General features: G+C 69.6%; 20 protein-coding genes. 14 read left to right on the forward strand and 6 right to left on the reverse strand.

Features of this window, described 5'->3' with window-relative positions:
- Positions 1-2: 2 nt before the first annotated feature.
- Complete coding sequence (gene trpS, locus LPN01_RS03835) at positions 3-1,019, forward strand: tryptophan--tRNA ligase (RefSeq protein ID WP_262827004.1); 1,017 nt, start codon at positions 3-5, stop codon at positions 1,017-1,019.
- A gap of 682 nt (positions 1,020-1,701) precedes the next feature.
- Here trpS and dnaA read toward each other — a convergent pair.
- The 3 genes from dnaA to mutM all read right to left on the reverse strand — a co-directional run bounded on the left by dnaA (position 1,702) and on the right by mutM (position 4,743).
- A complete protein-coding gene (gene dnaA / locus LPN01_RS03840; RefSeq protein ID WP_262827005.1) occupies positions 1,702-3,117 on the reverse strand; it encodes a chromosomal replication initiator protein DnaA in 1,416 nt (471 codons plus the stop codon).
- Positions 3,118-3,536: 419 nt separating this feature from the next.
- Positions 3,537-3,800, reverse strand: coding sequence for a 30S ribosomal protein S20 (rpsT, locus tag LPN01_RS03845; protein WP_262827006.1), 264 nt, complete (start codon positions 3,798-3,800; stop codon positions 3,537-3,539).
- A gap of 127 nt (positions 3,801-3,927) precedes the next feature.
- The gene (mutM, locus tag LPN01_RS03850) at positions 3,928-4,743 is read right to left on the reverse strand and encodes a bifunctional DNA-formamidopyrimidine glycosylase/DNA-(apurinic or apyrimidinic site) lyase (RefSeq protein WP_262827007.1); all 816 of its coding nucleotides are present in this window, start codon (positions 4,741-4,743) and stop codon (positions 3,928-3,930) included.
- A 55-nt stretch (positions 4,744-4,798) separates the two neighbouring features.
- Between mutM and LPN01_RS03855 the strand changes: the two genes are divergently transcribed.
- The 7 genes from LPN01_RS03855 (at position 4,799) to LPN01_RS03885 (ending at position 11,110) form a co-directional block, all read left to right on the forward strand.
- Complete coding sequence (locus tag LPN01_RS03855; protein ID WP_262827008.1) at positions 4,799-5,545, forward strand: class I SAM-dependent methyltransferase; 747 nt, start codon at positions 4,799-4,801, stop codon at positions 5,543-5,545.
- 112 nt (positions 5,546-5,657) lie between these two features.
- Positions 5,658-7,193: a 2-polyprenylphenol 6-hydroxylase gene (ubiB, locus tag LPN01_RS03860; RefSeq protein ID WP_262827009.1), complete on the forward strand. Its 1,536-nt coding sequence runs from the start codon at positions 5,658-5,660 to the stop codon at positions 7,191-7,193.
- Positions 7,194-7,200: 7 nt separating this feature from the next.
- Positions 7,201-8,319 carry a hypothetical protein gene (locus tag LPN01_RS03865; RefSeq protein ID WP_262827010.1) on the forward strand — a complete coding sequence of 373 codons (1,119 nt, stop codon included), beginning with the start codon at positions 7,201-7,203 and terminating at the stop codon, positions 8,317-8,319.
- The gene (gene coaBC, locus LPN01_RS03870) at positions 8,316-9,497 is read left to right on the forward strand and encodes a bifunctional phosphopantothenoylcysteine decarboxylase/phosphopantothenate--cysteine ligase CoaBC (protein ID WP_262827011.1); all 1,182 of its coding nucleotides are present in this window, start codon (positions 8,316-8,318) and stop codon (positions 9,495-9,497) included. Before LPN01_RS03865 ends, coaBC begins: the two co-directional genes overlap by 4 nt.
- Positions 9,498-9,528: 31 nt before the next feature.
- The gene (gene dut / locus LPN01_RS03875; RefSeq protein ID WP_262827012.1) at positions 9,529-9,975 is read left to right on the forward strand and encodes a dUTP diphosphatase; all 447 of its coding nucleotides are present in this window, start codon (positions 9,529-9,531) and stop codon (positions 9,973-9,975) included.
- The gene (locus LPN01_RS03880; protein WP_262827013.1) at positions 9,972-10,358 is read left to right on the forward strand and encodes a hypothetical protein; all 387 of its coding nucleotides are present in this window, start codon (positions 9,972-9,974) and stop codon (positions 10,356-10,358) included. Before dut ends, LPN01_RS03880 begins: the two co-directional genes overlap by 4 nt.
- Positions 10,355-11,110 carry a HesA/MoeB/ThiF family protein gene (locus tag LPN01_RS03885; protein WP_262827015.1) on the forward strand — a complete coding sequence of 252 codons (756 nt, stop codon included), beginning with the start codon at positions 10,355-10,357 and terminating at the stop codon, positions 11,108-11,110. Before LPN01_RS03880 ends, LPN01_RS03885 begins: the two co-directional genes overlap by 4 nt.
- A gap of 13 nt (positions 11,111-11,123) precedes the next feature.
- Here LPN01_RS03885 and galU read toward each other — a convergent pair whose 3' ends face one another.
- A complete protein-coding gene (gene galU / locus LPN01_RS03890) occupies positions 11,124-11,999 on the reverse strand; it encodes a UTP--glucose-1-phosphate uridylyltransferase GalU (RefSeq protein ID WP_262827016.1) in 876 nt (291 codons plus the stop codon).
- Between the two features lie 111 nt (positions 12,000-12,110).
- On the opposite strand from galU, the gene wecB reads away from it, so the two are divergent.
- The 4 genes from wecB (at position 12,111) to LPN01_RS03910 (ending at position 15,802) form a co-directional block, all read left to right on the forward strand.
- Positions 12,111-13,247 (forward strand): non-hydrolyzing UDP-N-acetylglucosamine 2-epimerase, encoded by a 1,137-nt coding sequence (wecB, locus tag LPN01_RS03895; RefSeq protein ID WP_262827017.1) that lies wholly within the window; start codon positions 12,111-12,113, stop codon positions 13,245-13,247.
- Positions 13,231-14,526 (forward strand): UDP-N-acetyl-D-mannosamine dehydrogenase, encoded by a 1,296-nt coding sequence (gene wecC, locus LPN01_RS03900; protein WP_262827018.1) that lies wholly within the window; start codon positions 13,231-13,233, stop codon positions 14,524-14,526. Before wecB ends, wecC begins: the two co-directional genes overlap by 17 nt.
- A 79-nt stretch (positions 14,527-14,605) precedes the next feature.
- A complete protein-coding gene (locus LPN01_RS03905) occupies positions 14,606-15,367 on the forward strand; it encodes a metallophosphoesterase family protein (protein ID WP_262827070.1) in 762 nt (253 codons plus the stop codon).
- 210 nt (positions 15,368-15,577) lie between these two features.
- Positions 15,578-15,802: a hypothetical protein gene (locus LPN01_RS03910; RefSeq protein ID WP_262827019.1), complete on the forward strand. Its 225-nt coding sequence runs from the start codon at positions 15,578-15,580 to the stop codon at positions 15,800-15,802.
- A gap of 446 nt (positions 15,803-16,248) precedes the next feature.
- Here the strand turns inward: LPN01_RS03910 and LPN01_RS03915 are convergent, their stop codons facing one another.
- Entirely contained in the window at positions 16,249-16,827 is a 579-nt protein-coding gene (locus LPN01_RS03915; protein ID WP_262827020.1) for an FKBP-type peptidyl-prolyl cis-trans isomerase, read from the reverse strand.
- 115 nt (positions 16,828-16,942) lie between these two features.
- Positions 16,943-17,149: a 30S ribosomal protein S21 gene (rpsU, locus tag LPN01_RS03920; protein ID WP_017978269.1), complete on the reverse strand. Its 207-nt coding sequence runs from the start codon at positions 17,147-17,149 to the stop codon at positions 16,943-16,945.
- A 209-nt stretch (positions 17,150-17,358) separates the two neighbouring features.
- Here rpsU and LPN01_RS03925 point away from each other — a divergent pair, with 209 nt between their 5' ends.
- Both LPN01_RS03925 and LPN01_RS03930 read left to right on the forward strand, forming a co-directional pair.
- Entirely contained in the window at positions 17,359-18,516 is a 1,158-nt protein-coding gene (locus tag LPN01_RS03925) for an endo-1,4-beta-xylanase (RefSeq protein ID WP_262827022.1), read from the forward strand.
- Positions 18,513-19,316, forward strand: an 804-nt coding sequence (locus LPN01_RS03930; protein ID WP_262827023.1) for a polysaccharide deacetylase family protein, incomplete at its 3' end; no start/stop codon positions are given. The genes LPN01_RS03925 and LPN01_RS03930, both read left to right, overlap by 4 nt.

Below are 19,316 nucleotides of genomic sequence, written 5' to 3' on the forward strand. Positions count from 1 at the left end.
TTATGCCCACGAAGCGCGTCGTCTCCGGCATCAAGCCCACCGGCAACCTCCACCTCGGCAATTATCTCGGCGCGGTGAAGCAATGGGTGGCGATGCAGGACGCGATCCAGGCCGAGGGCGGCGAGACGATGTACTTCATCGCCGACCTCCACGGCCTGACCGAATTCATCGCCCCCGCCGACCTGCGAAGCCAGACGATCGAGATGACCGCGACACTGGTCGCCGCCGGTATCGATCCCGACCGCTCGGTGCTGTTCAACCAGGCGCGGGTGCCCGCGCACAGCGAATTGTCGTGGCTGCTCAACAATGTCGCGCGGGTCGGCTGGCTCAACCGCATGACGCAGTTCAAGGACAAGGCGGGCAAGAACCGCGAGGGCGCCAGCGTCGGCCTGTACGATTATCCCGTGCTGATGGCCGCCGACGTGCTGCTCTACAACGCCACCCACGTCCCCGTCGGCGACGACCAGAAGCAGCATCTCGAGCTGGCGCGCGACATCGCGACGAAGTTCAACACCGATTACGCGACGGACCTGTTCACGCTGCCCGAGCCGCTGGTCAGCGCCGCCGCGCCGCGGATCATGAGCCTGCGCGATGCGTCGGCGAAGATGTCCAAGTCGAACCCGTCCGAGCAATCGGTGGTCAAGCTGGTCGATCCGGACGAGGTCATCGCCGACAAGTTCCGCAAGGCGAAGACCGATCCCGAACTGCTGCCGGCGACGCTCGACGAGCTGGCGGCACGACCCGAGGCGAAGAACCTGCTCACGATCTTCGCCGCGCTTGCCGACCGGGCGCCGCAGGACGTGCTGACGGACTATGCCGGCAAGGGGTTCGGGGCGTTCAAGCCCGACCTCGCCGACCTCGCCGTGGCGACTCTGGGCCCGATCCGCGACGAGATGGTACGCCTGCTCGACGACCGCAACGCGATCGACGCCATCCTCGACAAGGGCGCCCAAAAGGCACGCGCGCTCGCGGCGCCGGTGCTGCGGTCGGCGCAGGAGGCGATGGGTCTGATCGTCTGACCCGTAAGGGGGTGATTCGCGCGAAGCCGCAAAGCCGCGAAGAGGGGGGCGTTCGCGCAGAGACCCGGAAGTGTCCGGCGCGAAGCGCCCTTGAACCCGACAGCGTCTGGATAGCCATGCGCAGCCGCAGACGCGGCACCCCTTCTTTCTCCGCGCCTCCGCGCCTCCGCGCGAACCATTCCCTTCGCGGCTTTGCGGCTTCGCGTGAGATACCTTCCTTCCGGGACGTATAGGCTTGCCGTTCGGCCAAGGGTCCGGGGTCGCCGTCCCGGTGGACGATTTTCGCGCGGAGGCGCGGAGGGGCTGCGTCAGGCGCGAAGCGCCCGTGATCCCGACAGCGTCAGAATAGCCATGCGAAGCCGCGGGCGCGGACCCCTTCTTCTCCGCGCCTCCGCGCGAACCATTCCCTTCGCGGCTTTGCGGCTTCGCGTGAGACACCTTGCTTCCGGCACGTATAGACTTGCCATTCGGCCAAAGGGCCGGGGTCGCCGTCCCGGTGGAGGATTTTCGTGCGGAGGCGCGGAGGCGCGGAGGGGTCGCGTCAGGCGCGAAGCGCCCGTGATCCCAGCAGCGTCAGTTCAGTCAAGGACAGCCGCTGACGCGGCACCCTTCTCCGTCTCTGCGCGAGGCATTCGCTTCGCGGCGTCAGGAAAAGCGCCCGAATGCCGGAAACGGGAAAGCCTCAGGCTTCAAGCTCGCGCATCAGCGTGCGGACCGCGGTATCGATGTCGCGATCCTGGTCGCGCAGTTCCTCGATCTTGCGCACCGCGTGGATCACCGTCGAATGATCGCGGCCGCCGAACTTGCGGCCGATCTCGGGTAGCGAGCGCGTCGTCAGGCGCTTGGCGAGATACATCGCGATCTGGCGCGGCCGGGCGACCGCCCGGCTGCGGCGCGCCGAAACGAGGTCGAGCGGCTTCAGTTCGAAATGCTGGCTGACCAGCTTCTGGATCTCGTCGATCGTCACCCGCCGCTGGGCGCCGCGCAGCACGTCGCCCAGCGTGGCCACGGCGAACTCCATATCGATACGGTCCCCGGTCAGCTGCGCATAGGCGACGACGCGGTTGAGCGCACCTTCCAGCTCGCGGATGTTCGCATGGATGCGCGCCGCGAGCAGGTCGAGCACCTCGGCGGGGACCTTCGCCTCGGGCAGGTCGCGGAGTTTCCGGTCCAGTATGGCACGGCGCAGCATGAGGTCGGGCGCCTTGATATCCGCGACGAGGCCGACCGACATGCGGCTGACGATCCGCGCCTCGACGCCGTCGAGCGCCTGCGGGCAGCGGTCGGCGGAAATGACCAGCCGCTTGCCGGCGCTCATGATCTCGTTGACGGTGTGGAAGAATTCTTCCTGCGTCGCATCCTTGCCGGCGATGAACTGGAGGTCGTCGATCAGCAGCAGGTCGGCACCGCGCAGGCGCTGTTTGAAGCTGTGCGTGTCGCGCGCGCGCATCGCCGCGACGAAATCGAACATGAACCGCTCCGCCGACATGCAGATGACGGTCGCGTCGGGGTGCTGCGCGAGGAAGGCTTGGCCGATCGCATGCATCAGATGCGTCTTGCCCTGCCCCGTCCCCGAATGGAGGAACAGCGGGCTGAACCGCGGCACGCCGGGCTCGGCGAGCATGCGGGCGGCATTGAACGCGACGCGGTTGGCGGCGTCGACGACGAATCGGTCGAAGGTGAAGCGCGCGTCGAGCGGCGGCCGTTCGCCGGCGGGTTTGGCCGCCACGATCGCGGCGAGCGGCGGCGCCGGCTGCGGCGTCGGTGCCGGCGCGGCGTCCGCCGGTCCGGCGACGATCCGCGCCGCGACGGGCGCCGGCATGCACGTCTCGATCGACACGCCACGCACATTGGGGAGCAGCGCCCGGAATTCGAGCATCATCCGGTCCGCATAATGGTTGCGGACCCAGTTGGTCATGAACGCCGACGGCAGCCCCAGCCGGATCGTGTCGGTGTCGCCGTCCTCGATCAGCTCCATCGGCTTCAGCCATTGCTCGAACAGGCGCGCGCCGGCAGATTCGCGCAGGTTGCTGCGGACGCGGACCCAAGCGCGCTGCGCCTCGCTCTCCGTCACCGCCGCTGCCTGCCGATCGTTCAACGCACACCTTTCCGTTACCGGAACGACGGAATGTCGCACCGGTGGCTGTATTCAAGACAGACAATCCCCCCTTACGGCCAACGGCCGTTCGGCATGCCCACGCTGTTCAGGTCGCCGGCAGCGATGACACCGCTGCGGTGGAGGCGAGTTATGAAGCCTCGCCCGAGTCGATCAAGCCCCCGCCCGGTCACATTCTTGAAATAAACGGGATTGACACACCTTGCCCCGCGGAAATGCGTCCAACAAAGTGATAAGTGGCTGTATTTGCAGTATTTATGACGGGATTTGCGGAGGTCATCCGGCACGAATCGCGGTGACTCCTGCGTTTCCCTTTTCGTTCCCCGTGCGCCCGAAACGGACATCAAAAAACCCGCCGGGAACGGGTCCCGGCGGGTGCGATCGTCGACGCGGAAACGCGCTCAGGCGAGCGTGGTGACCGCCTTGGTCAGGCGCGAGAACTTGCGGCTCGCGGTGTTCTTGTGGAGCACGCCCTTGGCGACGCCACGCTGCAATTCCGGCTGGACCGCTGCGAGCGCGGTGCTCGCCGCTGCCTTGTCGCCCGAAGCAAGCGCCGATTCGACCTTCTTGATGAAGGTGCGGATGCGGCCGACGCGGGCACCGTTGATGTCGGCGCGGCGCTGGTTGCGACGGATGCGCTTCTTGGCTTGCGGCGTATTCGCCATTCGGTACGTCCTTGCGAGTGATGTGGTCGATGGAAGACGGGGCGTCCGGAACACCCGACGCCGTCTCGAAGGCAGCGCCCTTACCGATTGCCGGGGTCGGGGTCAACTCCGCCGCACCACGGCGGGGTCAATTGCGCTGACAGCGCGGGCAATAGAACGTCGAGCGGCCGCTGTCGACGCGCCGCCGGACGGTGCCGCCGCAATGGCACGCTTCGCCCTCGCGGCCATAGACGAGGAACTGTTTCGAGAAATAGCCCAGTTCGCCGTCGGGGCGCGCATAGTCGCGCAGCGTCGAGCCGCCCGCGTCGATCGCCGCGAGCAGCACCTCGCGCACCGCGATCGCCAGCCGCTCCAGCCGCGGCAGCGCGATCTGGCCCGCGGCACGCGTCGGCGCGATCCGCGCGACGTGCAGCGCCTCGCAGACGTAGATGTTGCCGAGGCCGGCGACGATCCGCTGGTCGAGCAGCATCGCCTTGATCGGCGCGACGCGCCCCTTCAGCGCAGCCGCGAGATAGGCGCCGTCGAATTCCGGACCGAGCGGCTCCGGCCCCATCGCCGCGAACGGCGGATAGGCATCGAGCGCGGTCGTCTCGACGAGGTCGAGGAAGCCGAATCGCCGCGGGTCGTTGAGCGCGAGGTGACGCCCCTCGCCCGTCTCGACGACCAGATGGTCGTGCGCCAGCGCCTCGGCCGGATCGACCCGCCAGCGCCCCGACATGCCGAGATGGAAGACGAGCGTGTCGCCGCGATCGGTATGGATCAGCCCGTATTTGGCGCGCCGCGACAGCGCGGTGACGGTCGCCCCGGTCATGCGCTGGCGCAGATCCACGGGAATCGCCTTGCGCAGGTCGGCGCGCCGCGGCTCGACGCGGACGAGGCGCTGGCCGGCGAGCACGGGGGTCAGGCCGCGGACGGTGGTTTCGACTTCGGGAAGTTCTGGCACGTCCGAGAGCTAGGTTGCGTTTGCCCCGGCCACAAGCACTGGCTAGGGCGGTGACATGACCGACACCGCCCCCACCGGAACCGTCTCCTTCGGCTATGAAGACGTCGCGCCCGAGGAAAAGACCGCCCGCGTCGGCGGCGTGTTCTCCAGCGTCGCCAAAAACTACGACCTGATGAACGACGCCATGTCGGGCGGCATGCACCGGTTGTGGAAGGACCGCTTCGTCCGCCGCGTCCAGCCGCAGGAGGGGCAGCAGATCCTCGACATGGCCGGCGGCACTGGCGACATCGCCTTTCGCCTCGCCGCGGCGGGTGCATCGGTGACGGTCGCCGACATCAACCCGCAGATGCTCGAAGTGGGCATGGAACGCGCCGCGAAGCGCGGCATCGACGGACTGGTCTGGACCGAGGCGAACGCCGAGACGCTGACCTTTCCCGACCGGTTCTTCGACGCCTATACGATCGCCTTCGGCATCCGCAACGTCACCGACATTCCGAAGGCGCTGCGCGAGGCGCATCGCGTGCTGCGCCGCGGCGGGCGCTTCTACTGCCTCGAATTCTCGACCACGGCCTGGCCGGGGTTCAAGGAGGTGTACGACGGCTATTCGCACCGGCTGGTGCCGAAGCTCGGGCAATTGCTGGCGCAGGATGCCGACAGCTATCGCTATCTGATCGAATCGATCCGCCGCTTCCCCGACATGCCGACGTTCAAGGGGATGATCGCGGACGCGGGCTTCGTGCGGACGAAGGCGGAGCCGATCCTGGGCGGGTTGGTCGCGATCCACTCGGGGTGGAAGATTTGACCGAGGCCATGGGCACGCCCCTCATTGTCAGAGGGGTTGGGGGCTGCCTCTCCGGACCCCGGGTCCGTATCCTCCACCCCACCCCATCCTCCGAAGAGGAGGGGCTTTTTTCGTGACCGCGTCCGTCGTCCATGTCTGGCGTCTGCTGAAATGGGGGCGCATCCTCGCCCGCCACGGCGCGCTGACGGGAATCGAGCGGGATCCCAACACGCCCGCGCCCGTCCGCCGGCTCGCACGGATCGCGCGGATCGGCGCGCGCGTGCCCAAGGTGCCGCGCTACGCCGATGCGTTCCAGGCGATCGGCCCCGCCGCGATCAAGCTCGGCCAGACGCTCGCCACCCGTCCCGACCTGGTCGGCGAGGCCGCGACGCAGGATTTGCTGCGCTTGCAGGACCAGTTGCCGCCCGTCCCCTATGCGACGATCGCCGCGGCGATGGAGCAAAGCTTCGGCCGGCCGCCATCCGACCTGTTCGCGAGCATCGAAGAGGCGCCGGTCGGCGCCGCGTCGATCGCGCAGGTGCATCGCGCCGTCACCACCGACGGGCGTACCGTCGCGGTGAAGGTGCTGCGCCCCGGCGTCGAGGCCGATTTCACCCGCGCCATCGCCACCTACGAATGGGCGGCGGCCCAACTCGAGGGGATGAGCGTCGAGGCGAAGCGGCTGCGCCCGCGCCTGACGGTCGAGAATTTCAAGCGCTGGACCACGCGCGAACTCAATTTCCGGCGCGAGGCGGCGTCGGCGTCCGAACTCGCCGAATCGATGACCGCTGAGCCGGACTTCATCGTCCCCGCGATCGACTGGCAGCGCTCGACCGCGCGGGTGCTGACGGTGGCCTGGGTCGACGGCATCAAGCTGTCCGACCGGGCGACGCTGATCGCGCAAGGCTACGACCTGCCCAAGCTCGCCAACACGCTGGTGCAGGCGTTCCTGAGGCAGGCGATCGCCGAAGGCTTCTTCCATGCCGACATGCACCAGGGCAATCTGTTCGCCCTGCCCGGCAACAAGATCGCGGCGATCGATTTCGGGATCATGGGCCGGATCGACCGTCGCGCGCGGGTCTGGCTGGCGGAGATCCTCTACGGCCTCATCACCGGCAACTACAAACGCGTCGCCGAAATCCATTTCGAGGCGGGCTACGTTCCCAGCCACCACAATGTCGCCGAATTCGCGACCGCGCTGCGTGCCGTCGGCGAACCGATGCGCGGCCTGCCGGTGAAGGACATGTCGATCGGCATGATGCTGGACGGCCTGTTCTCGATCACCCGCGATTTCGACATGGTGACGCAGCCGCACCTGCTGCTGCTCCAGAAGACGATGGTGATGGTCGAGGGCGTCGCCACCGGGCTCGATCCCGACATCAACCTGTGGGAGGCTGCGGCGCCGTTCGTGCGCGAATGGATCCGCACCGAACTGGGGCCGGAGGCGGCGATCGCCGACCGGCTGATCCGCGACGTGCGGACGCTGGCCGCGCTGCCCGACCTCATCCGCCGGATCGAGGCGCATTATCCAGCGCCCGGCGGCGAACCGCCCGCCCCGCCGCTGCGGGAAATCGAGGTGGTGCGGATCGGCGGCGGCTGGCGCTATGCCGCGGTCGCGATCGTCACCGCCGTGGCCAGCGTCGCCGCGACCTGGCTGACCGTACACTGATCCGGTGATGCGCCGCCCGCTCGCACCGTTGTGGCTCGCCCGGCCCTCGCGGTTCGCGGGCGCGGCGCCACGCGACGCCTGGGCGGCGCTCGCCGCGCTCGCGCTGCTGCTGGTCGCCACGTTGCTCGTCTTCGCAACGCCCGTCCCGCCGGCCGCGACCCGGGCACCGGCGGATCGCGGCGACGATCAGGCCGACGTGATGCTCTACGAGACGATCGTCGCGAACGTCCGCCACGGCGGCAATTACTATGCCGTCGCCGCCGATGCGATGCGATCGGGCAATTATCCGCTGAAACCGTTCGTGACGTTTCGCCTGCCGACGCTGGCGATGGTGCAGGCCACCCTCCCCCACGCGCTCGTCGTCGCGCTGCTGTACCTGCTCGCCGCGGCGGTGGCGGTCGCATGGTATGCGCGGCTCGCCCCCGCCTTCGCCCGCCCGCCGCCGCGGATCGTCGCGATGGCGCTGCTGGCCGGCGGACTGATGGCGTTCGTCCAGCGCGACCTCATCGCCTTTCACGAAATCTGGGCCGGGCTGTTCGTCGCGCTATCGCTCGCGGTCTACCGGCCCGACGCCTGGCTGCCCGCGGTCGCCTTCGGACTCGCCGCGGCGTTGATCCGCGAAACGGCGGGACTGTACCTCGCGCTGATGGCGACGCTGGCGGTCGCCGGGGGCCTTCGCCGGGAGGCGCTCGGCTGGGTCGTCGCGGGCACCGTGCTGGCGCTGGCGCTGGCCTGCCATGCGCACGGCGTGGCGGAGGTGGTGCGGCCGCTCGATCCAGTGTCGCCGGGATGGTCGGGCCGTTTGGGCTTCGGTTTCTTCGTGCGCACGATGACGCTGTCGACGGCGCTGGTGCTGGCGCCGCTGTGGCTCGCCGCGCCTTTGGTCGGGCTCGCGCTGTTCGGCTGGGCGGCATGGGCGGATCCGCTCGGGCTGCGCGTGCTGGTGCTGCTCGCCGCCTATGCCGCAGTGCTGAGCGTGTTCGGGCGGCTCGACACCTTCTACTGGGGCCTGCTGGTCGCGCCGGTGCTGCTCGTCGGCCTCGCCTTCGTTCCCGACGGGCTGCGCGACCTGTTCGCCGCGGCGCTCGACAAACGCCGGATCACGGTGAAAAGGATCGTCCGATGACGCGCATCCTGCTGATCGTCGGCGGCGGCATCGCCGCCTACAAGGCGTGCGAGCTGATCCGCCTGCTGCGCGGCCGCGGCCACGCCGTCCGCTGCGTCCTGACCGAGGGCGCGAGCCATTTCGTGACCCCGATGACGCTCGCCGCACTCAGCGAGGATCAGGTCTACACCAGCCTGTGGGACCTGAAGGACGAGGCGGAGATGGGGCATATCCAGCTCAGCCGCCAGGCCGACCTGATCGTGATCGCGCCCGCCACCGCCGACCTGATGGCGCGGATGGCGGCGGGCATCGCCGACGACCTCGCCACCACGCTGCTGCTCGCGACCGACGCGCCGGTGCTCGCCGCGCCGGCGATGAACGTGCGGATGTGGCAGCATGCCGCGACCCGCCGCAACGTCGCCGCGCTGCGCGCCGATGGCATCACGGTGCTTGAGCCCGACCAAGGCGCGATGGCGTGCGGCGAATACGGGCCGGGCCGCTTGCCCGAACCGCCCGCGATCCTCGCCGCGATCGAGCGCGCGCTGCGGCCGGCCAGCGGCACCCTGTCGGGGCGTCACGTGCTGGTCACCGCCGGCCCCACGCACGAACCGATCGATCCCGTCCGCTATATCGCCAACCGCTCGTCGGGACGGCAGGGTTTCGCGATCGCCGGCGCGCTTGCGGCGCTGGGTGCGCGAGTGACGCTGGTCGCCGGCCCGGTCAGCCTCGCGACGCCGGCGGGCGTCGACCGGATCGACGTCGTCACCGCGCAGGATATGGCGGAGGCGGTCGCCCGCGCCCTGCCCGCCGATGCCGCGGTGATGGTCGCCGCGGTCGCCGACTGGCGCGTCGATGCCGCCCCGCACAAGGTCAAGAAGGGCGACGCCCCGCCCGCGCTGACGCTGACCGAGAATGTCGACATCCTCGCGACGCTGGCCCGCGATCCGCGGCGCCCGGCGCTGGTGGTCGGCTTCGCGGCGGAGACCGAACAGGTCGTCGCCCGCGCGGCCGAGAAGCGCATCCGCAAGGGCGCGGACTGGATCGTCGCCAACGACGTGTCGGGCGACGTGTTCGGCGGCGACGCCAACACCGTCCACCTCGCGACCGCCGCCGGCGTCGAACATTGGGAACGCCTGCCCAAGGACGAGGTCGCCCGCCGGCTGGCGCAGCGGATCGCGGATGCGCTCAAGGGTTCTTGATCCGTTCGCGCGGGCGGGGTAGCCGGTGGCCATGTCGCCAGCCGTTCCGATCCGCCTTCGCCGCCTGCCGCATGGCGAGGGCCTGCCCGTTCCCGCCTATGCGACTGCCGGCGCGGCAGGGCTCGACATCGTTTCCGCCGAGGATCTGACGCTGGCGCCCGGAGCGCGGGCGGCGGTGGCGACCGGGTTCGCGATCGCCATCCCCGACGGGTATGAGGTGCAGGTGCGCCCGCGTTCGGGACTGGCACTGAAACACGGCATCACCTGCCTCAACACACCCGGGACGATCGATTCCGACTATCGCGGTGAGATCCGCGTGATCCTCGTCAACCTGGGGAACACGCCCTTCGCCGTCGTGCGCGGGGAACGGATCGCCCAACTCGTCCCCGCATCGGTTCGACGCGCCACGCTTGAAATCGTCGATACGCTCGACGACACGGCGCGTGGAAGCGGAGGGTTCGGATCGACCGGCCGATGATCGAAGCACTTGTCCTGGCCACCCAGATGGTCGCCGCCCCGATGCCGCCCCAGGACTGGAGCGCGCTGCAGCCCCTTCCCTATGCCCGAGAGATCGACGGCGACCCGGGCCTGTCGGGCTTCGTCGCGGCCGAGGTGAAGGCGGGGCGCTGCGCCGCCGCCAGCCCGGCGACCAACGGCTGGGTGCTGAAGGTCGATGTCGCGGTCCTGCTCGGCCCCGATGGCCAGCCGCGCCGGGCGGTGCCCCGCGCGATCGCCTGCCCGTCGGTCGAACAATATGCCGCGGGGCTCGTATCGAGCCTCGCGCGCGGCAAGGCGGCGGTCGCCATGGTGCAGCCCGACGCCTGGTATCGCGCCAGCCTGACCTTCTCCTGGCCGGCGTGACGCTCTCCGACGCGGACCTGTCGCGCTACGCCCGCCATATCGTGCTGAAGGAGGTCGGCGGTGCCGGCCAGCAGCGCTTCGCCGCGGCGCATGTGGTGGTGATCGGGGCGGGCGGCATCGGATCGCCGGCGATCCAGTATCTCGCCGCGGCGGGGCTCGGGCGCCTGACGATCGTCGACGACGATGCGGTCGACCTGTCCAACCTGCAACGCCAGACGATCTACACGACCGGCGACATCGGCGCGCCCAAGGCGGCGGCAGCGGCGGCGGCGGCGCGGCGGATCAATCCGCAGGTAACGGTCGTCGAGGCGCCGATCCGGATCGGCGCGGCGTCCGCCCCCGGCCTGATCGGCCAGGCCGACGCGGTGCTCGACGGCTGCGACAATTTCGCGACGCGGCTCTGCGTCGCCGATGCGGCGCATGCCGCGCGCGTGCCGCTGATATCGGCGGCGATCGGCCAGTTCGACGGGCAATTGGGCGTGTTCCGCGGCTGGGAGGCGAACAAGCCCTGCTACCGCTGCTTCGTCGGCGACGATCCGGAGCGGCCGGGCGCCACCTGTGCCGAAGACGGCGTGCTCGGCCCGATGGCCGGCGCGATCGGCAGCCTCGCCGCGCTCGAGGTGCTGCGCGCGCTCCATCCGTTCGGCGAGGACAGCGCGGGCAAGCTGCTGCTCGCCGACACGCTCTCGCTGCGCTTCCGTACGCTGACGCTGCCCAAGGATCCCGGCTGCCGGACCTGCGCCGGCACCTGACGCCGACGGGCGATCAGCCCCGGCGCAACAGGTCCTCGGCAAAGCTGCGCACGCCCGGACCGATATCCTCGCGGGCCAGCGCCAGCGCCAGGTTCGCCTGGATATAGCCCGCCTTGTCGCCGCAATCGAACCGCTGGCCGTCGAAGGTGAAGCCATGGAATGGCTGCCTGCCGATCAGCTGCGCCATCGCGTCGGTCAGCTGGATCTCGCCGCCGGCGCCCTTTTCCTGATTTTCCAGGATGCGCATCACCTCGGGCTGGAGGATGTAGCGGCCGGGGATCATCAGGTTGGATGGCGCGGTCCCCTGTTTGGGCTTTTCGACCAGCGCCTTGACCTCGGTCAGCCGGCCGTCGACCGCGCCGGGCGAAATGATGCCGTATTTGTCGGTTTCGCTGTCCGCCACTTCCAGCGCGCCGACGATATTGCCGCCGACCGAATGATAGGCCTCGACCATCTGCGCGACGAAGCCGGGCTTGCCGACCATCAGCTCGTCGGGCAGCAGCACCGCGAACGGTTCGTCGCCGACGATCTCGCGCGCGCACCAGACCGCGTGGCCGAGGCCGAGCGGTTCCTGCTGGCGGACGTAGACGGGGCTGCCCGGACGCTGGCGGATCCCCTCGATCGCGCTCAGCGACTTGCCGCGCGCGCGCATCGTGTCCTCGAGCTCGTACGAGATGTCGAAATGATCCTCGAGCGCGCCCTTGCCGCGGCCGGTGACGAAGATGATCTGCTCGATCCCCGCCTCGAGCGCCTCTTCGACCGCATATTGGATCAGCGGCTTGTCGACGACGGTCAGCATTTCCTTCGGCATCGCCTTGGTCGCCGGCAGGAATCGCGTGCCGAGCCCCGCCACCGGAAAGACAGCCTTACGCACCCGCTTGATCGTCATGGAAAACCTTCTCGTTTGTCGGCCGCTCCTTAGGCGGCGGCCGCAATGCTGGCAAACGCGCGTATGCACGGCTTAGCCTTAATTTAAGCACAAGGCCCTAGCGTCCGCCGGATGCCAGTCTCCGCCCGACCCAAGGTCCTCGTCGTCTTCGGCACGCGCCCCGAGGCGATCAAGCTGTTCCCCGTGATCCGCGCGCTGGAGGAGGTCGGCGGCATCCGGACGGTGACCTGCGTCACCGCGCAGCATCGCGGGCTGCTCGACCAGGTGCTCGGCATCGCCGGGCTGACCCCGGACATCGACCTCGACCTGATGGAGCCGGGGCAGTCGCTCGACCGGCTGACCGCGCGGCTGCTCGTCGGCCTCGGCGAGGTGATCGACCGCGTCGCGCCCGACCGCGTCGTCGTCCAGGGCGACACCGCCACCGCGATGGTCGGCGCGCTCGCCGCCTATTATCGCAAGATACCGGTGGCGCACGTCGAGGCGGGGCTGCGATCGGGTGACATCCACCATCCCTGGCCCGAGGAAGTGAACCGCCGCATCGTCGCGCCGATCGCCGACCTGCACTTCGCGCCAACCGAAACCGCCGCCGCGGCGCTGGCGCGCGAGAGCGTCACCGACGGCGTGCACGTCACCGGCAACACCGTCATCGACGCGCTGCACTGGACGCGCGGGCGGATCGCGCGCGAGCCCGCGCTGGCGGCGGGGCTGGACGACCTGGCGCAGCGGTTCGCCGGGCGGCGGATCGTGCTCGTCACCACCCACCGGCGCGAGAATTTCGGCGACGGCATGGCATCGATCGCGCGCGGCATCGCGCGGATCGCCGCGCGTGACGACGTCGCGGTGCTCTTTCCGATGCACCCCAATCCCAATGTCGGCGCGGTGATGGACCGCCTTCTGGGCGAGGCGGACAACGTCGCCCGCATCGCGCCGCTCGACTATCCGCATTTCATCCGCGCACTCGGGATGTGCGACCTCGCGCTGACCGATTCGGGGGGCGTGCAGGAAGAGGCGCCCGCGCTCGGCAAACCGGTGCTCGTGATGCGCGACACCACCGAACGGCCCGAAGGCGTGGTCGCCGGCACCGCGAGGCTGATCGGGACGGACGAGGATCGCATCGTTTCCGAAGTCTTCACGCTTCTCGACGACAAGGCGGCGCATTCCGCCATGGCGCGCGCGCACAACCCCTTCGGCGACGGCATGGCCAGCACACGGATCGCGAGGATCGTCGCCGATGGTTTCGGACTCTGAACTGAACGTCGTCGTCCTCGGCCTGGGCTATATCGGCCTGCCGACCGCCGCGGTGATCGCGCGAACCGGCGCACGCGTGCTCGGCGTCGACGTGACGCAGTCGGTCGTCGACACGGTCAATTCGGGCCGTATCCATATCGAGGAGGTCGACCTCGACGGACTGGTGTCGGGCGTGGTCGCGCGCGGATCGCTGCGTGCCGCCACCACGATCGAGCCCGCCGACGTCTTCGTCATCGCGGTGCCGACGCCGTTCGCGGAGGACCACCGGCCGGACATCGGCTACGTGCTGCGCGCCGCGACGACGATCGCCGCGGTGCTCAAGCCGGGCGATTGCGTGATCCTCGAATCGACCTCTCCGGTCGGCACGACCGAGAAGGTCCGCGACCTGCTCGCGCAGTTGCGCCCGGACCTGCGCGTACCCGGCCGGGCGGGTGAGGCGGCGGACGTCGCGATCGCCTATTGCCCCGAACGCGTGCTGCCCGGACGCATCCTCGTCGAGCTGATCGACAACGACCGCGTCATCGGCGGCATCACGCCGCGCTGCGCGCGGAAAGCGCTGGGCTTCTACCGCCGCTTCGTGCGTGGTGCCTGCGTCACCACCACCGCCCGCGCGGCGGAGATGACCAAGCTGACCGAGAACGCCTTTCGCGACGTCAACATCGCCTTCGCGAACGAACTCAGCCTCGTCGCCGACACGATGGGCGTCGACGTGTGGGAGGTGATCCGCCTCGCCAACCGGCATCCGCGCGTCGACATCCTCCAGCCCGGCCCCGGCGTCGGCGGGCATTGCATCGCCGTCGACCCGTGGTTCCTGGTCCATGCCGATCCCGCCAACACGCCGCTGATCCGCACCGCGCGGCTGGTCAACGACGGCAAGACCGACCACGTCGTCGCGCAGGCGAGCGCGATGATCGAGGCGCGTCCGGGCGCCACGGTCGCCTGCCTCGGCCTCGCGTTCAAGGCCAACATCGACGACTTCCGCGAGAGCCCGGCGCTGAAGGTCGCCCACGCGCTCGCGGTGCGCTTCGGCGAGCGGGTGCGGATCGTCGAACCCTATGCCGCGACGCTGCCGCAGGCGTTCCAGGGCACGGGCGCGACGCTGACCGACGTCGATACCGCGATCGAAACCTGCGACATCATGATCGCTTTGGTCGATCACGACGTGTTCCGATCGATCCCGCTCGAGGAGCGGCGCGACAAGGCGGTCCTCGACACGCGCGGGATCTGGCCCGACCAGCCCGCCGCCCCGGCGCCCGACCGGCTGCGCCTCGCCGGTTGAGCCGGTCACGCGTGGTTCAGCCGGTTGCCGCCAGGAGCGACAGGCCGTAGTGGATCACCGGACCGATCGACAGGAATTCATGCTCAACAAGCTGTTCAAGGCCCGCCGCGCGTCGGCGACGCCGCCTTCCGCCATTCCCGACGGCGAACGCGTCTATGCGATCGGCGACGTGCACGGCTGCGACGAGCTGCTCGATCGCCTGCTCACCAACATCGCCGCGGACGATGCGGCGCGGGGCGCGGCGAAGACGACGCTCATCTTCCTCGGCGACCTGGTCGATCGCGGGCCTGATTCCTACAAGGTGATCGAGCGGCTGCGCCTGCTCGCCAGCAAGCGCGCCAACACCCGCTTCCTCCTCGGCAATCACGAAGAGGTGTTCATCGAGGCGCTGAAGGGCGAACCCAAGGCGCTGCGGATGTTCTGCCGCATCGGCGGGCGCGAGACGATCATGAGCTACGGCCTCGACCCCGCCGACTACGACCGGATGGATTACGAGGAGCTGCACGCGGCGATGAACGCCCGTGTCCCCGCCGCGCACCAGGAATTCCTGGCGGGGTTCGAGGACCTGATCGTGATCGGCGACTATGCGTTCGTCCACGCCGGCGTGCGGCCCGAGACGGAGCTGTCGGCGCAGCGTACGTCCGACCTGCGCTGGATCCGCAACCCGTTCCTCAACCACGGCCGGCCGCTCGACAAGATCGTCGTGCACGGCCACACGATCAGCGAACAGCTGGACGTGCAGCCGCATCGGATCGGGGTGGACACCGGCGCCTACCAGACCGGGCAACTGACCGCGCTCGGCCTTGAAGGCGCGGAGCGCTGGACCGTGCAGGTGGCGTGACACGCGCCGTCCGACGGCCGTTATCCCGCTTCCCATCGGTCCGCTTCCCCCCTATCACCGCCCGCGGCGAGGCCATGTTGCGTCGCCGCAACGGTCGCGGCGCGAAGTGTGTCGGCGGCGAGTAAAGGGTTGTCGTGCTGACCCAGTTCTGGCATGGCCATCCCTGAAGAGCACAAGAGGGAGTTTTTTATGCGTCTTGGGAAGTATATCATGGCTGCCGCAGCCGCCACGATGGCTGTCGCTCCGGCGGTTGCCGCTCCGGCGAACCCCGCTGCCAGCCTGTCGGTTGCGAAGTCGGTCCGTTCGGGCTCGGCCTCGTCGAAGAAGAACGAGCTCGCCGGTGGCGGGGTCATCATCGCCCTGGTCGCCGCCGCTGCGGTTGCCGCCGGCATCGTCGCCGTCGCCAGCAGCGACAGCAACTCGGACAGCAACTAAGCTGTACGCCAGCCTAGGCTAAGAGATAGCGGTCTTCGGGCCGCTATTTTTTTGTCCGGCGTCGGCGGGGGCTCGGCGTGTCGACCAGTGGATCGAGCACGCGTGCAGCGGGCGTCATTCCGAACGATGGGGACGAACCGTTCGCCGCAGGGTATGCGCCGCCCTGAACGCGCGCCGGGGTCTGCGGAGCCCTTAGGCCCCGCCGCTCCCGCTGGCGTCCGCCGACGGATGCCCCCCCCCCCGGAAAGGGTGCGGGGTGCCGGCGTTGCGTGGGCGCCGTCGATCGACCCTCTCGCCCATGACCGAATGTTGGCAGCGATTTGGGCATATCGCTCCGGCGCCACGCCGGCCGATCGCCCCCTTCGCGCGTCCGCCCGCACTCTGCCGAACACGAAAAGGGCCGGCGTCGCGGGACGCCGGCCCTTTTCGATCGGGACTGTATCCGGTCAGCGTCCGGTGGGGGGCGCTGCCTGGGACATGCCGGGGGGCATCGCGCCGGGCATGCCGCCCTGCTGCGCTTGCGCCTGCATCTGGCGCACGATCGCCTCGGGCAGGAAGTCGACCAGTTCGATGTCGAAGGCCAGCGTCGAATTGCCGGGGATCGGGCCCTTGGTTTCCGCGCCATAGCCGAGCGACGGCTTGATCCAGACGCGATATTTCGCGCCCTTCGGCATCAGCTTCAGCGCCTCGGAGAAACCCGGAACGACGCCCGCGACGGGCATCGGCGTCGGCTGCTGCGACTTGTCGAAGGTCGTGCCGTTGAGCAGCTTGCCTTCGTAATTGATGAGCGCGACATCGGCATCGGTCGGGCGCGCGGCACCGGGGGCGCCGGGCTTGATAACCTGATATTGCAGGCCGGATGCGGTGGTCACGACGCCGCGTGCGCGGGCGTTGCGGGTCAGGAAATCGTCGCTCTGTCGCGCCAGCGCGAAGGCGGCGAGACAGGCGATTGCGACGCCGACCCAGATATAGACGAGATAGCTGCGCTTTACGGGCTGCAGCGGAACGGCGGTGACGGTCGACATCGGGGCACCTGGAGCTGTGGTGCCGGGCCGGCCGTCACCGGTTCAAAAGTCACGAAGGTCACGCCGCGGCGGGTGTCAATCACCCCGCCCGACGATCACCTGGCCACGTTATGCCTTACCGGGCACCGTCACGCTCGGCGCGCTTGCGCTCGAGCTTGCGGGCGCGACGAACCGCGGCGGCGCGCTCGCGGGCGCGCTTTTCCGACGGCTTCTCGTAGTGACGGCGCAGCTTCATCTCGCGATACACACCCTCACGCTGCAGCTTCTTCTTGAGCGCGCGAAGAGCCTGGTCGACATTGTTGTCGCGGACGACGATCTGCATAAAACCCAATCACTCCGGTCAATAGCTAATGCGGCCGCAGACAGTCTGTCCGCGCCGTGTGAACGGTGCCCCTAGCAGCGCCACCGCGGGTTGGCAACCCGAAGCGATGTCCGGCCGCGCCGTTCCCGCGGCACGGCGTTGACATACCGTCCGGCAGTCGCGATGGTATCGCTAACAACGACAATCGCACGAGAGGATGGACCGTCGCTATGACCATGGCACGCAGGGATGCGCTCGCCGCGCTGGCGGGGGTCGCCGCCACGACATGCGCTGCCGCCGCGACGCCGGGCGCCATGCGCGCCGGCGCGGGGTCCGCCGACGGCCTTAACGCACTCGCCGCGGCCAAGGGCCGGCGGTTCGGATCGTGCGTGGCGTGGAGCCCGCCCGCCGCGAATCGCGGATCGTTCGCCAATCCCGCCTATGCCGCCCTGCTGACCCGCGACTGCGGCCTGCTGGTCGCCGAGAACGAGATGAAGTGGCGCGCGCTGCGACCGAGCGCGACGCGGTTCGATTTCGCCCGGTTCGACGCGATCATGGCCTGGGCAACCGCGCACGGCCTGCCGGTACGCGGTCACAACCTGTTGTGGCACCAGCCCAAGTGGATGCCGGCCTGGGAGGAAACGCATGATTTCGGCGCCCGGCCGGCGATCGCGGCGGCGGCGCTGCTGACCGAGCACGTCACCACCGTCTGCCGGCGCTACGGGACGCGCATCGCCAGCTACGACGTCGTCAACGAGGCGGTGGATCCGGCGGATGCGACCCTGTACCAGACCGCGCTGTCGCGTGCGCTGGGCGGCGCCGCGCCGACGCTCGACCTCGCGTTCCACACCGCGCGTCGCGCCGCGCCGCATGCCCAGCTGGTCTACAACGACTATATGAGCTGGGAGCCGGACAATGCCCGCCACCGTGCGGGCGTGCTGACGCTGCTCGAGGGGTTTCGCGCGCGCGGCGTGCCGGTCGACGCGCTCGGCGTGCAATCGCATCTGGTGACGCAGGGGACCGGCATGAGCGCCGCCGCGCTGGAGCCGGAATGGCGCCGGTTCCTCGATGCGGTCACGGCGATGGGCTACGACCTCGTCATCACCGAGCTGGACGTGCGCGACAACCGCCTGCCCGCCGATCCGATCGTCCGCGACCGCGGCGTCGCGGATTATACGCGCGCCTATCTCGACATCATGCTGGCCTATCCCCGGCTCCGCGACATATTGGTGTGGGGGATGACCGACCGCTACAGCTGGATCGAAGGGTTCGAGCCGCGCAAGGACGGCGTGCGCCGCCGCCCCTGCCCCTATGACGATCGATTCGCGCCCAAGCCGATGCGGGCCGCGATCGCGGCGGCGCTGACCGCCGCGCCGGCCCGCGCATGAGGCGGCTCGTCATGAGCGCGGCGCTGCTGCTGGTGTCGGCCGCTGCGGCAGCCGCCGGGGCGCCCGGCCCCGCCGCGCCGCCCGCGCCGCCCGCGCCGGTGATCGCAATGACCTTCGACGACATTCCTGCGCACGGGCCGCTGCCGCGCGGCGTGTCGCGCGTCGACGTGATACGCGACATCGCGCAGGCCCTGACGCAGGCGAAGGTGCCCGCGTTCGGTTTCCTGAACGGCGGCTTCGGGCTCTACGATCCCCGGTCCCCCGATGCGGTCGCGGCGTGGCGGCGCGCCGGCCTGCCGCTCGGCAACCACAGCTATTCGCACGGCAATCTCGATACGGTCGGTGCTCCGGCCTTCGCTGCCGACGTGATCCGCAACGAGGCCCCGCTCGCCGCCGCGGCGGGCGCCGGGCAGGACTGGCACTGGTTCCGCTATCCGTTCCTGGCGGAGGGCAGCGCACCGGCGACGCGCGACGCGACGCGGGCGATGCTGCACACGCGCGGCTACAGGGCGGCGGCGGTGACGCTGGGTTTCGGCGACTTCCTGTGGAACCCGCCCTATGCCGCCTGCGCCGCGGCGGGGGACGATGCGGCGATCGCCCGACTCGAACGCAGCTTCCTGGACGATGCGCGCGCCGACGCGCTGGCGAGACGGGCGCAGGCCCGTCGACAGGTCGGCCGCGACGTCCCCTACGTGCTGCTGATGCATGTCGGCGCGTTCGACGCGCGGATGCTGCCGCGGCTGATCGCGCTGTACCGGTCGCTGGGCTTCCGCTTCGTCACGCTGGCGGAGGCGGAGGCG

It is taken from the genome of Sphingomonas sp. A2-49, from assembly GCF_025548555.1.
In the GTDB taxonomy this organism is placed as follows: Bacteria; Pseudomonadota; Alphaproteobacteria; order Sphingomonadales; family Sphingomonadaceae; genus Sphingomonas.

Excerpts from the sequence above, each read along its gene's own strand:
- coaBC (WP_262827011.1), top strand. The coding sequence starts at position 8,316 with ATGACGCGCATCCTGCTGATCGTCGGCGGCGGCATCGCCGCCTACAAG.
- LPN01_RS03925 (WP_262827022.1), top strand. The coding sequence starts at position 17,359 with ATGACCATGGCACGCAGGGATGCGCTCGCCGCGCTGGCGGGGGTCGCC.
- LPN01_RS03905 (WP_262827070.1), top strand. The coding sequence starts at position 14,606 with ATGCTCAACAAGCTGTTCAAGGCCCGCCGCGCGTCGGCGACGCCGCCT.
- trpS (WP_262827004.1), top strand. The coding sequence starts at position 3 with ATGCCCACGAAGCGCGTCGTCTCCGGCATCAAGCCCACCGGCAACCTC.
- wecB (WP_262827017.1), top strand. The coding sequence starts at position 12,111 with ATGCCAGTCTCCGCCCGACCCAAGGTCCTCGTCGTCTTCGGCACGCGC.
- rpsU (WP_017978269.1), bottom strand. The coding sequence starts at position 17,149 with ATGCAGATCGTCGTCCGCGACAACAATGTCGACCAGGCTCTTCGCGCG.
- galU (WP_262827016.1), bottom strand. The coding sequence starts at position 11,999 with ATGACGATCAAGCGGGTGCGTAAGGCTGTCTTTCCGGTGGCGGGGCTC.
- LPN01_RS03865 (WP_262827010.1), top strand. The coding sequence starts at position 7,201 with ATGCGCCGCCCGCTCGCACCGTTGTGGCTCGCCCGGCCCTCGCGGTTC.
- LPN01_RS03910 (WP_262827019.1), top strand. The coding sequence starts at position 15,578 with ATGGCTGCCGCAGCCGCCACGATGGCTGTCGCTCCGGCGGTTGCCGCT.
- dut (WP_262827012.1), top strand. The coding sequence starts at position 9,529 with ATGTCGCCAGCCGTTCCGATCCGCCTTCGCCGCCTGCCGCATGGCGAG.
- wecC (WP_262827018.1), top strand. The coding sequence starts at position 13,231 with ATGGTTTCGGACTCTGAACTGAACGTCGTCGTCCTCGGCCTGGGCTAT.
- rpsT (WP_262827006.1), bottom strand. The coding sequence starts at position 3,800 with ATGGCGAATACGCCGCAAGCCAAGAAGCGCATCCGTCGCAACCAGCGC.
- LPN01_RS03880 (WP_262827013.1), top strand. The coding sequence starts at position 9,972 with ATGATCGAAGCACTTGTCCTGGCCACCCAGATGGTCGCCGCCCCGATG.
- LPN01_RS03915 (WP_262827020.1), bottom strand. The coding sequence starts at position 16,827 with ATGTCGACCGTCACCGCCGTTCCGCTGCAGCCCGTAAAGCGCAGCTAT.
- LPN01_RS03855 (WP_262827008.1), top strand. The coding sequence starts at position 4,799 with ATGACCGACACCGCCCCCACCGGAACCGTCTCCTTCGGCTATGAAGAC.